Origin of the sequence: Oribacterium sp. WCC10, from assembly GCF_900113415.1 — a bacterium.
Classification (GTDB): Bacteria; Bacillota; Clostridia; order Lachnospirales; family Lachnospiraceae; genus Oribacterium.
The window spans coordinates 213095-225946 of record NZ_FOPH01000002.1 but is presented as its reverse complement, the minus strand read 5'-3'; the positions used below and the strand labels follow the sequence as shown (position 1 = coordinate 225946).

Annotated in this window: 8 protein-coding genes; all 8 read right to left on the bottom strand. The window is 43.5% G+C overall.

The genetic code is table 11. The features are described from left to right. Nucleotides 1-80: 80 nt before the first annotated feature. A complete protein-coding gene (locus BM294_RS02310) occupies nt 81-2888 on the bottom strand; it encodes a DMSO/selenate family reductase complex A subunit (protein ID WP_091204478.1) in 2808 nt (935 codons plus the stop codon). Between the two features lie 12 nt (nt 2889-2900). Then, nucleotides 2901-4091 (bottom strand): NAD(P)/FAD-dependent oxidoreductase, encoded by a 1191-nt coding sequence (locus BM294_RS02305; RefSeq protein WP_091204476.1) that lies wholly within the window; start codon nt 4089-4091, stop codon nt 2901-2903. Next, nucleotides 4084-4641 (bottom strand): 4Fe-4S dicluster domain-containing protein, encoded by a 558-nt coding sequence (locus BM294_RS02300; protein WP_175494428.1) that lies wholly within the window; start codon nt 4639-4641, stop codon nt 4084-4086. Before BM294_RS02300 ends, BM294_RS02305 begins: the two co-directional genes overlap by 8 nt. Nucleotides 4642-4779: 138 nt before the next feature. Further along, nucleotides 4780-6342 (bottom strand): AAA family ATPase, encoded by a 1563-nt coding sequence (locus tag BM294_RS02295; RefSeq protein WP_091204472.1) that lies wholly within the window; start codon nt 6340-6342, stop codon nt 4780-4782. Nucleotides 6343-6509: 167 nt separating this feature from the next. Continuing rightward, nucleotides 6510-8171, bottom strand: a complete 1662-nt coding sequence (locus BM294_RS02290; protein WP_091204470.1) for a DUF2201 family putative metallopeptidase — start codon at nt 8169-8171, stop codon at nt 6510-6512. Nucleotides 8172-8326: 155 nt separating this feature from the next. Next, a complete protein-coding gene (locus BM294_RS02285; RefSeq protein WP_091204468.1) occupies nt 8327-9523 on the bottom strand; it encodes a leucine-rich repeat protein in 1197 nt (398 codons plus the stop codon). Between the two features lie 277 nt (nt 9524-9800). Further along, nucleotides 9801-10661, bottom strand: a complete 861-nt coding sequence (locus tag BM294_RS02280; RefSeq protein WP_091204467.1) for a GDSL-type esterase/lipase family protein — start codon at nt 10659-10661, stop codon at nt 9801-9803. 150 nt (nt 10662-10811) lie between these two features. Next, the gene (locus tag BM294_RS02275) at nt 10812-12695 is read right to left on the bottom strand and encodes a flagellin (RefSeq protein WP_091204466.1); all 1884 of its coding nucleotides are present in this window, start codon (nt 12693-12695) and stop codon (nt 10812-10814) included. Nucleotides 12696-12852: the final 157 nt, after the last annotated feature.

Sequence of the window (12852 nt, the reverse complement as noted above, 5' to 3'; positions counted from 1 at the left end):
TTGTTTTTTAGATCATGGATAAATAAATCGCCATTATTATATCCTATTTTTATGAATTTGCGAGCAAAAGGTTATATTTTTCACAAGTTTTCCGAAATTATAATCTGAACCAGATTGGTATGCTGCGGATTTCCATTGCAAAGAGGTGTAGGGTGTGCGGTTGAGGTCAGAACATTGATGCAGCCTCTTGTATCCACTCCGTTTTTGTCAGGAGTATACCAGGCGCCCTGCGCCATGGCCACAACGCCACGTCGTATTCTTCCGGTAACAACTGCCGGAATCCGTATCCGCCCGCGGTCATTGAACACTTCCACAGTATCGCCATTTTTTATCCCTCTCTCCCCGGCATCTTCTGGATGAATCCATACTCCCGGCTTTTCCACCTCTTCCTGCCATTCATTATTATCATGTATGGTGTGTGTACGCCTTCTGGTATGCCATCCGATAAGCTGTAACGGGTAAACTTTGCGCATGGGATCCTCAGGTCCCTCAGGACATGGTACATACATGGGGATCGCCGGAACACCCGTGCGTTTCATCTCATACAGTCTTTGAGAAAAAATCTCGATCTTTCCTGACGGTGTCGGGAAAGGATGATTCTCCGGATCTGCTATCTCATTCTCATAAGCCACACACTTTATCTGATTTCTATACTGCCAGCCTCCCTCTTTACAGAATGTTTCATAATCAGGAAGTTCCGGTTCCCGACTCCGGATATAGTCATAGTTTCCTTTCAGCCAGTCTGAAAGCTCCGGTCTGCCCGCTGTAAAAAGATCATATATTCCAAGCTTTGCTGCCACTTCCTTCATCCAGTCCCACTCGAAACGACAGCCAAAGAAAGGACGAATCGCACGGTTATGTCTTAGATAGTAGTTTGTTCCGGCCCAGGAACCGATGATATTTTCGCCCTCAAGGAAGGATGTCGCCGGAAGTACCAGATCAGAATATCTGGCGCTTGGCGTCATGAAAACGTCTGAACATATTATCATCTCACACTTTGATTCATCACCGAGTATACGCAGAGTATCATTAACATTACTGTGCTGATTGATGAGAATGTTACTTGCCATGCTGAACAGAAGTTTAATATTACTGTTTAGCTTCCTTATGCCTTTGATTCCATCTTCTGCATAATCCATATTTGTACCGTTTTCAACAGCTTTGGTCCACAAAAATGTAGGAATTTTTCCAGGATATGGATTCTTCACCGGATCAAGATAATTCTTCATCTGTGTGTGCTCCATGATTCTGCTGGTATTGCCGCAGCTGCTGCCTCCACTGATGCCGACATTACCTGTGAGACACGATAGCATCATCATGGCTCTTGCCGACTGCTCACCGTTACCATGTCTCTGAGCTCCAAAACCGGCATCAATACAGGCTGGTTTCGTTGTGGCATACTCACGGGCAAGCCTGCGTATTCTATCCGCCTCTATTCCCGTGATTGCCTCCGCCCATTCAGGCGTTTTTGCAATGCCATCCTTTTTCCCGAACAAATATGCATGGTAACTCTCTTCCTTTGGAATCCCCTCCGGCATATGTTCTTCGTCGAATCCGATACAGTAGGTATCCATGAACTTCTGATCCTGCAGACCTTCTTCGAAGATGACATAGGCTAATGCATCTGCAAGCGCAGCATCCGTAGAGGGGCGCAATGCAAACCACTCATCTGCATAGCTTGCACCGGTCTGGCTGAGTCTCGGATCAATGACAATGATCTTAATCCCCTTTTTCTTCAATTGAGAAAGATAATAGTTTCGTTCCGGGCCAAAAATTGTTTCAGCGGGGTTGCTTGACCAAAGGATCATAAGCTTCGTGTCAAGCTGACATGCCGCACTGCTGCCTCCTAAAGCATTCCCGTATACATATTCAGAGATGCTTGTAACACAGGCAGAACTGTAGGAATTGTAGTCATCAAGAAACCCTCCGGTAAGACTAAGTATCCTTTTCGTCATCCACCCGGGATTCATGATTCCGCATACACCTGTTCCATAGAGCAGAAACCTGCTTTCCGGTCCATACTGTTCCTGTGTACGTCTGATATTTTCCGCCACAATACCCGTAGCCTCATCCCAGCTTATTCTCTCAAATTTTCCACTGCCTCTTTTTCCTATTCTCCGCATAGGGTAGCGCAGCCTCTCCGGATTCAAATATGTCTTTCGGTATCCTCTTCCGCGCACACAGGCCCGAATCTGAGGCGAATGTTCCTTGCAGCAGTCAGATTCTATCTGAAGAAGACAGTTCTCCTTTACATGAGGACGGATAACACAGATTCCTCCGCAGTTATTCATTCCACCTGTGGGAACTATCCTTTCCGGCTCATCTTCAACAGCCGGATTCAATGTATGACTGCCTCCGGAGAAATCTTCACTCTCCGGCTCCCAACTGCTCAGCACTTCTAATAGTTCTTTAAAAAATTTCCTGATTCCCGAAAATGCATCTGTATAATCACAGAGACTTCTATATAAGGCACGTAACCCATGAAGCAGATAGTTATCCAAAAAATCGTTAACTTCATCTATCCGAAGTGAAGAAACCTTATCTGTTGCCCCGACAAGATATTCAAGAAATCTAAGCTGCTCGCCGAGATAGTCCGGAGGATTACCTTCATACCACTCAGGTTCATATCCCCAGCGATGATAGATTTCAATGATCTCGAGTGTGGTGTGATTCAGGAGAACTTTCTCTCCCAGATACTCTGAAGCCCACAATGGCGCATGAAAATCAGCATCAGTTCCTCGAAAGCAGAAATCATAGTCAAGCTCCCACTGCCTTGTACTATGATTAGACCAATCGGAAAATCCCATGCATATCTCCATGGCCTTTTCACGACTCTCCAGAAAATCAGCACCGGTTTTTATTTTATTCAGGATTGTTGTTCTAGTCATGGTTTAACCTCATTATAGTGTAATCGGGACATTCCGTATTTCACTGATATTCCCCATAAGTACGATACCGCAGAGTTTTCCGTCACGGTAAAAACGTTTCTGATAGTTCTCTGATCCACACTCATTATGATTCACAAGAAACTCAGGTTTATCATTCTCAGAAGCGCCCGACACTCTTACTTCTGTTGTGATTCCGGGACCTTCCTGTGTTATACCGTTTGCAAACATTCCCATCCCCACAGCAGTCAGTATCATAGGAAAACTACCTGTACGAAATGAGCGCATGCCATCGGTATGTACCGCATTATATCCTGCCGTATCCCCCGAAACTTTGGCGTATTTCCAGAGTCCCGGATTAGGAATACTACACTGAACACAGTCACCGGCAGCAAAGATATCCGGATCACTGGTCAAAAGATATTCATTGGCCCTGACTGCGCGATCGCAATCCAAACCTGCATTCTTAGCCGGATCAATCACCGGACACACACCAGTGGAAAGTACCACCATATCCCCCGGAAACCATCTGCCATCTGAAAGACGAACGCCGGTAACATTTTCATCTCCGGTCAGTTCAGAGATCTCCACACCTGTATGACATTCAATTCCGGCTCCTTCAATATGCTCACGAAGTCTCCGGGATGATTCTTCATCAATCCGGCGGGCCATCAGTCGTGGTGCCGCTTCAAGAATAATGCATTGTATCCCCGTTTTATGAAGTTCCCACGCCATTTCTATTCCTATGATCCCACCGCCTATGAAGACAGCATTTTTAGCAGTCATGGTTTTACGTCGAAGTTCGTGGAAATCCTTTACTGTACGAAGAGTCAGTACACCTTTTCGTTCCTTTCCGGAAATAGGCGGGACAAAGCAGGTCGCCCCCAAAGCATAAATGCATTTCTTATATGTAAGCTCTGTTCCGTCCGAAAACCGTACTGTATGACTACTGCGATCAATCTCAGATACCTTCCTGTCCTTCAGAACAGTGATACGATTTTCCTCATACCAACTGTCTTTAGCAGTATATATTTTATCTCTTCTGAATCTTGAAAAATCCGTTTTACTGAGGAGCGGCCGAAGATATGTATTCTCTTTTTCTTCTCCGATCATCGTGATCTCACAATCGGGATCTTCACGACGTATGGAGCGGGCAGCCGAGAAACCGGCAATTCCATTTCCAAGTATCAAATACTTATCAGCCATTTTTATCCTCCTTTTTCAGTATCATAAGATGCGGCTTTGTCATATCGGGGTCAGGAAGAAACGATAACGCACTTGTATACCCGCTCTTTTCCTCTTCACTTAGAGTGTCGAAATCCACAAATTTAAGGCAGTGTGTAATGCAGGCTTCCACACACAGCGGTTCTTTACCTTCCTGTCTTCTGTCAATGCAGGCATCGCACTTCATGGATCGACCGGTCACACGACTTAGCTTTGGTGCGCCATATGGACACACCCAGGTGCAAGTCCCACACCCTATACACATCTCCGGATCCGGCGCAATGGTTCCGTCGCTTTGTTTATGCATGGCACCTGTAGGACAGTTTGCGGCGCAGAGCGCTGAGGAGCAATGATTACAGGCACCGGAATAATGCACTGTCCTGAAATTCCCCTTTTCGTCCGTAAGTTCGATGGACTCAACCCTTCGTAAAAACAGTCCGGGTTCAAGATCATGTCCATCCTTGCATGCCATTTGGCAGGCATTACAGCCGATACACCTGGACTGATCGTATATAAAACCATAGGTTGCCATAGTAATAATCTCCTTACTTACATTAATTAACCACCGCATTACCATAGTTTTGCGGTGGTTTGACGGTTTATATAACATTCATAACATGAGCACAAAAATCACTTTTATGCCTGCTTATGAAGTGTTCATTTTTAATCCTTACAACTCCATTGCTTTCATAACTTCGTCCCGGAGCTTCGCCCTCTGATCCTTCAAAAGAAGATACTGATTGTACTTGTAGTAGGCATCGTTTCCGCATTCGGAGATAAACTTTAGTGAATAGAAACCGGCATTAAGATCACTAAGGAAAATAACCAGTTCCTGTCCTTCTCCGAAGGTCTTATTGATAAACTCGAAGGCATTGGTCAGATGATCACCTGTAGTTTTTATCGCCTGCGTTCTTGAAGCTTCTCTTTCGGTGAACCACTGTTTTGCAGCAGCGAAAAGTTCTTCATTGTTTCCTCCGGAAAGAGTGAGTTTTTCTTCAAGCTCCTCCAAAGCCAAAAGGATTTTCCTCTGTATCTTTGCCTGATAGCGGCTAAGCATATGTGCTTTCATATTCTTATCCATCCGGTTTTTAAGAAAATCATGACCGGTTCTTAGAGTTTCGTAAAGTCCATTAACATTTGCACTATAGCCCCCTTGCACAGAATCTTTTTCAATGCCGGCATTTCCCGAAACATTGCCTGCCGCCGCCTTAAGTTTCTTCACTTCAGCAAATACTTCTCTCTGAATATCAAGGTTCTCGGCATACTTTCTGAACTCTCTGTTGAGGGTCTCGATCATCAGTCCAAGAAGTGAAAGCTTCTCATCAAACGGTGCCTTGACAATAGAAGCAATATCCTTCGGGAACTCTCCCGCAAGAATCGAAGGAACCTGATAGGTCACACGATATTTGTTATATAGTTCATAGTAGGTTGCAAAGTCTCTTGCAATCTCCGGATCACCTATATACTGAGCCACCAGATCTCTGGTGATTGGCAGTTCCATATCCTCATATACTTTTATGATACGGCTGAGATCCTCCCATCCTCTGGCTGTCACAAAATGCTTACCCTCTATGCCCGCCTTCACAGAATAGAACTTATCCTTCTTTATCTCAAGGTATGCAAGAATCGCGCCGCAAACCTCCATCTTGTAGGCATATTCCTTCCAGACTTTGAAGTCTTCCGCAATATCAATACGCTTCACTCTGTCGAGAGTTACTATATCGAAATCTCTGACCGACTTGTTATACTCCGGCGGATTTCCGGCAGTCACTATCACAAATCCCTCCGGCACTCTGTGGGAGCCAAAGGTCTTGTACTGAAGGAACTGCAGCATAGTGGGCGCCAATGTCTCTGACACACAGTTGATTTCATCAAGAAAAAGTATTCCCTCTGAAACTCCCGAACGTTCAATCTGATCATAGATTGCCGCGATGATCTCTGACATGGTGTACTCGGTAACCGAATACTCTTCCCCGCCATAATTCTTCTTACTTATGTACGGCAAGCCTATAGCTGACTGCCTTGTATGATGGGTGATTGTATAGGACACCAGATTAATGTTAAGTTCCTCAGCTATCTGCTCCATGATGGCAGTCTTTCCTATTCCGGGAGGCCCCATAAGAAGCACAGGCCTCTGCTTCTCCACCGGGATCCTGTAGGCTCCCGTATCATCCTTCATGAGATAAGCCTTAACTGTATTTACAACTTCCTGTTTTGCTTCCTTTATATTCATATAAACCTCTGTCAATATTGCTCTATTCTGTTCCGAAATGTTTCAACATCAAATAATGTTTTGCATGCTGTATAACTCCAGGTATACAGAAGTTCTTCCCGCCACATCCGACTAAACACTAATCACATAAGCCTTTCCTTTGTAAAGAGCCTAAACCGTTATTCTGCTTATTCTTTCAAGTAAAGCTTCATGGCCCAGTCCGGCACACCCTTGTCATTGATATCAGAAAGAGGGTCAAACACAAATGCCGTATCATAATCAGGTGCCTTTTCCGGAAACTCGCCGTAACCGTCAGTAAAATAAAGCATTCCCTTCATATCAGGGAGTTCCCTTCTCTTTCTCAGATCCTCAACATACGAAAATGCAGGTCTGAAGTCGGTGCCATAGCCTCCCTTTATCTGAAAACCTTCCGCATATTCCTCTATTTCCTCAGGCTTCATCAGCGTTACATCCTTCTGAATCTGATCGTCACACTCCACAATATGAACTCTTATCTGCTTAAAAAAACTTGTCCGGTTTCTGAGAAGTGCCGCCGTTTCATTCAGGAACTTCTGTACCTGTTCCTGCTTTGTAGAAGCTGAAGTATCGATGACGATAACCAGATCCGAAATCCTTCTGTCCTCGCAGAATTCATTTTCCTCTATCAGCGGCATGTTTCCATAGACTTCCATGCCGTAATTATAATAGCCGTAATCAAAGCTCTCAGGATCGATTCTGGTTTCCTCTCTCACCACTGTAAGTTTTCTCAGAAACTCTCTGAAATCAGTCTCTTTACGATACTGTGCCGAAAGAACCCACGCAAGACTTCCGGTTTCATCACCGGCTTCAGCACCAAATGTCTCAAGTTCCGTCTTTAGTCTCTCCGCCGTATCCTTCCAGTTTTCATCCAGTTCTTCAAGAGGAATCTGCTGTAACTGTGTTCCGTCTCCTGATTCATCCCGATTTTTCTCTTCTATTTCATCGCCAAAAGGTTCATCACCTCCCGGCCCGTTATTTCCATTATCTTTCGACTCTTTATCCGATGCACTGTCACTGCCTGTATCCCGGTTCATTCCGTCACCGGAATCTCCATTGTTTTCTTCATCACCCGCCTCAGTGTCATTACCATCCTGATTTCCCGAATCTGTCCCGGACTGATTCCCCTGCTGAGACCGTCCACTTGAATCGCCGTCATCAGCATCATCTCTATCAGAAGGACCGGATGGCGGCTTCATATCCTCCGGCATCTCCGGAGGCATTGTTCCATCGCTCATGTCCTCATCATCCTTCTCCTCCAGCCTCTTCCAGAACCGGTGGTCGCATCTGTAGAACTCCTGATGGAGCTTAAGTCTGGTATCTATATCAAGATTGATGCTCTTAAGATAATGATATATCCTCTCGGCAGTCAGCACCTTGCACTCCGACTTCAGTTTCTCATACCACTCCTCGCGAAAAGGATAAGCCGGACGGTTAATGATGTCATAATCCATGGAATCCAGTACCGACTCAACCTGTATATCTGACGCAAGATCCCAAAGCTCCTTATCTTCATATTGATCCGATGTAAACATATGCCTGAAGATACAGTGGAGCACGATATGCAGATACAACCTGTCAAGTTTCTGTGGACTCTCTATGAAAAGATGAAACACGAAAGAAGGATTGTAATGTATCGTCCTTGCATCTGTTCCCATCCTCTGCGTGGACAGATCCAGTGTATATCCAAGGCTGTCCAGTGCCCTTCCCATAAATCTCATGGCAAGATACAGTTCTGTACGTGCCTCAGTAAGTATTCTGTTTCCAAAATCATTAAGGTCCTGATGGGCCTTCATCAGTTTCTGCTCCGCCATAAATTCACCATAAAAAACAATACCAGCCAACTTCTACCAAAGTTCTGCACAGCCTGTCCTTTAACAGAACACCCTTATGCCTAAAAGATAATTGTTATAGCATTTCATCTCCGCTTTATCATCTCATAACGAAAACAAGCCACACTCCAGCCCTCTTATAGTTCAAATGTCTCAGGCCCTGCTGTCATTCCACCCATCACGCCACTTCTAAAGTATCTGTTCTGATAGTCCATGAGCATTGCTGAGGTTAGTACCGCACCCTCTTGCGAAGCCACCTCCAGGGCCGGAGCTATTGCATCCTCTGCGATCAGTTCTTCATCCACCATAAATCTTATCTTTTCATCTGTTCTCCGCCTGTCCTGAGGTATCCATACAAGCTCCCCCTCATGCCCGAAACGTGGTGCTTTCTGACCCCGGATAAGCTTTGGCAAAATTTCAGGACTATGCTTTCTCAGATACTCACGATACTGCTCTTTATTTTCTTCGGAAAGTCTCCAGGGATACATAAGCCTTCCGAATGCTGCATTTACTGCACTTGCCGGTTCGTCATAGGTAAACCTCTGAAACTGTCTGTCATAACCGGAAAAATCAATCCCGGTTCTCGTCACAAGCTGTCTCGTATTGTACCCCGACCCCTCAATATGCTCATGAAAAGCCCTGCTAAAGGTATCCTCCTCATAGTTATCAGCATAGGATGGAAATGTTAGTGCAGCTGTCACCATGGTTCTCATAAAGAAGCTTCCATCCGGTTTCTCGACCTCTTCCCTCTTTACTGCTCTATCCGGAAGATCCTTCAGCATTTCGTCCGCCCTTAGGTACTCTTCATCCACAGGAAAATGTACAAGCACGGGAATCATGGCATCACTGTCACCTATTATCTCCTTCAGAAGCCTAAAGTTACCTCTCTGATTAAACGTAATGTCAATTTCCTGTAACTCAAGACACTGACGTATGGCTCCGTCATAATAATCAATAACACTGTCGGTAAGCTTCATATAATGAAGGTGATGGCAGTTATGAAATGCATATGGACGTATCCTCTTTACCTTATCGGACAGTATTACAGACTCTATATCATCACGGGATGCAAATGCCTGATTATTAATTTCGGCTATTGGAAAACTCATTCTGCCGTCAATGGCATTTCCGGCAGAAACTTCATCATTTTCAGCACCTGCAGGACGATTCTCATTGTCCGTTTTTTTATCATCATATATATTTCCGGAAGCTTCACACTCCGGATTCTCAACCAGATACTCCGGCACAAAAAGCGTCCGCACAGGCCCTTCATAGCCTGTCACGGACGCAATGAATGTTCCCTTTTCGTTTTTAACCTCATATGTTAACGCCATTATATTTCCTTCTATATGCTCCGCTGCACTTCTCTCATGCCTATTTACACATCATGAATATACAATATTTCACCAATCGCAATATATAGTCCACGACGCAATGAATGAAATGCATTTCTTAATAATTCATCTTTGAATCATCATAGCACATATCAGTAAATATAGTTAGATTGTGTTCAATCTTTTTTGCATCTTTTATAATCCAAGAATCATTCCTCTTTAACAACTACACTTTTATGAAACTAAAAAGAAGCGAATCTCTTCGCTTCTTTTTAGATCAATCATATAAACCTGTGGTTTCATAATCCGGATGCTCGGCCAACAGCTTCTCAATATATGGCTTATACATCTCATCTCTTTCAGCCTTAGCCTTTTCTGCCGCTGCAAAAAGACGATTGTTTTCCTGCAGGATTTCCTCGGATACATCCTCATTCGGTGCAGTCACATATTGGGCGCCATCAATCATTTCTACTGCAGACTCTCTCTTTATAGTCTTAGCAACAAGATCAGCCAGTTTGCCATAAAAACTTCCGTAGAGATGTACCTTATCCTCCATATAATACTCAGGATGCCCGATAGCCAGATTGTAGCTGTCGATAACTGTAGCATCGAACTTTGATGCAAGCGAAAGTGTTGCCTCAACAGCATTTCTCTGAAGTCCGAAATACTCATCCCTTGCCTCAGGCGGGATGATAAAATATATCTTCGGCTTCTTCCCACTCTTAAGATAGCTTGCTACAACCTCCGCATACTGATTCTCAAAATACTTCGGAGTCCAGTCATAGGCTCTTATGTCATTCGCACCAAACATGAATACAAGCACATCCGCATCATAGGCAACACTCTTAGGATACATCTCTGAATCCACGTACTCATTTGGACCGTCATCTATAACATACGTTGCCGTCTGACCGTAATTCTTCACTTCATATTCATTACCAAGTATCTTCTGAAGCTGAGCCGGATAGGAATCGCTCTCCTTCTCGAGAAGATATCCCCTGGTGAGGGAGTCACCTATGCAGGCCACCTTCGTTTCTGCAAAAGCTGTAGTGGCACATCCTGCCGCAACAGTCAGAACCGTAGCCATAAGAACAGATATCTTAGCTAAACCAAAAAATCTTTTATTTGTTAGTTTCATATTCACCTTCCTAGTAAACTATTATCATAAAAATCTTTCTAACTTAACAGTTATTCTAGATTCATCGACCTCTCAAAACAAGTATAGATTCTATGAAACCCTCTTACAATTAAATGACTGCCTATTGTCCTTACACCTGTCCTTCTCTAATCACAATCCTTCAATCATCTTCATCATCCCCTGCGTAACCTTATCAATCTGTCCAAGTACTGACTGCGCCGATTGGATAAGTATGGTATTCTTCTCATATTTTGACATCTCTTCCGCCATGTTAGTATCCCTGATACGAGATTCAGAATCGGTTATATTCTCATACCTTATCTCATTGTTGTTGCGCGAATACTCAAGCCGATTCTGCTGAACACCAAGCCTTGCTCTGTAGTATGAGACCTTATCTATGGCATCCTTTATATCCTTAATGTTACTTGGGGCATATGTAGAAGACGTTGTATAACCTGTAGGCGAAACCGCTGGTCCTATGTACCTCTTTGTGTCATACTCACTATACCTTGTTTCATAAACATAAACAGTCTCACCATTACCATTAGTGGTAGTACCCACAACAGCCTGATATGGGACTGAATGATGGGTAATTTCGTAATTGGCAGGATCGTCAAGCTTAGCAAGATCTTCCGGAGAGTATATAGGAGTCCTTGTTGTTTTATAGGTATCAACACTAAAATTCTTAATCCCGAGTTCATCAAGATCCAAATATGGCAGGTCTAATGGAATACGATCATCCTTCACACTGCTGCATTGTATCCAGAATTTTTCAGGATGTTTTATATATGTCCCTGTTGTTTTGCTGTTGATGGATACACTACTGTAGCTATCCAGACTGCCTACGTCTCTGTAATCATATATAGCTATGGCCGGGGTATTGCCATCTGCATTCATATCCAGCATTCTGTTATAGTGATCCGTTGCTTCAACATATCCAGACAGACTTTCATAGGTTTTACTGTAGAGTCTGTTAGCTACAGTTTTTGCCGCTTCAGAAAGAGTTACCTGGTCTGCATTGGAATCCACCAGATATGATAAATAGTCAAAAACCGTTGTTGAAGTCTCATCTGACAATGTTAGGGTTCCGAGGTCTATGGCATTACCCGTAACACTCTTCCCCCCGGAATATCTCATGGAGTCTAATGAGTACTCACGTATATCATCACTATCCAACTCTCTGACACTTCCATAAAAAGCTACTCCATAGTATTGTGGATGTGCAACCCCTGTTGCATTACAGGTCGCGCAGGACATACCTATACTGCTTCCAAGAAGCTCAAAAACATCATTATACAGATCTTTCGCTGTCAAGGAACCTGAACCATCATACTTTGTCATAAGTCCGCTGAAATCTATGATTGCACTTAAGTTATCATTAAGTTCCGGAGTCCATGTGCCTTTATATGTATAATTACTGTCACCCGCATACTTTTCATCCGGTCCATAGTAATCATAAGTTTCCGGGGAAGTATTGTTTGTCCTCTTCACAAAATACGCATCCTGATCCTGAACAAAATTCAGGCCGGAAACATTGTTTATAGACATCTCTGAAGAGGACTGTGCTTTTAGCCAGTCCGGAAGATCTTTTGTATAGTTCACATACTTGTCCTCATTACTCTGTTTCAAGATTTTGATGTCATTGAACTCAGTGTCATCCGTAATCCTTATTATCTCTACCTTCAGTTCTTTGATCTCATTTTGAATCTCACGGCGATTGTCTTCACTATAGGTTCCGTTTGCAGCCTGTACAGATAGCTTACTGATTCTTTGAAGTATCTCTGTAATTTCTGCCATGGCACCATCAGCCGTCTGAATAAGTGAAATGCCATCATCAATGTTATTATGTCCCTGATCAAGCCCCTTGATACGCTCACGCATGCTTTCACTTACCGCAAGCCCTGCAGCATCGTCTCCTGCTTTATTAATCTTAAAGCCTGAGGACAGTTTCTCAAGATTTTTACAAAGTTCACCTTGATTATTTCCGAAATATCTTAATGCAGTTACCGAAGATAAATTATGTCTTATTCTCATATCGGACTAAATTCCTTAACATATACTCCAACGCTGAAACTCATAATAAAATGAATAGCAATTTATCGAAATATATATCGACGCAACTAAATAACATATTATGCTATTTAGTCCTTATATACCCCTTAGATACTGATATTTACCATTTTAAAAAGTT

Excerpts from the sequence above, each read along its gene's own strand:
- BM294_RS02310 (WP_091204478.1), bottom strand. The coding sequence starts at position 2,888 with ATGACTAGAACAACAATCCTGAATAAAATAAAAACCGGTGCTGATTTT.
- BM294_RS02305 (WP_091204476.1), bottom strand. The coding sequence starts at position 4,091 with ATGGCTGATAAGTATTTGATACTTGGAAATGGAATTGCCGGTTTCTCG.
- BM294_RS02300 (WP_175494428.1), bottom strand. The coding sequence starts at position 4,641 with ATGGCAACCTATGGTTTTATATACGATCAGTCCAGGTGTATCGGCTGT.
- BM294_RS02295 (WP_091204472.1), bottom strand. The coding sequence starts at position 6,342 with ATGAATATAAAGGAAGCAAAACAGGAAGTTGTAAATACAGTTAAGGCT.
- BM294_RS02290 (WP_091204470.1), bottom strand. The coding sequence starts at position 8,171 with ATGGCGGAGCAGAAACTGATGAAGGCCCATCAGGACCTTAATGATTTT.
- BM294_RS02285 (WP_091204468.1), bottom strand. The coding sequence starts at position 9,523 with ATGGCGTTAACATATGAGGTTAAAAACGAAAAGGGAACATTCATTGCG.
- BM294_RS02280 (WP_091204467.1), bottom strand. The coding sequence starts at position 10,661 with ATGAAACTAACAAATAAAAGATTTTTTGGTTTAGCTAAGATATCTGTT.
- BM294_RS02275 (WP_091204466.1), bottom strand. The coding sequence starts at position 12,695 with ATGAGAATAAGACATAATTTATCTTCGGTAACTGCATTAAGATATTTC.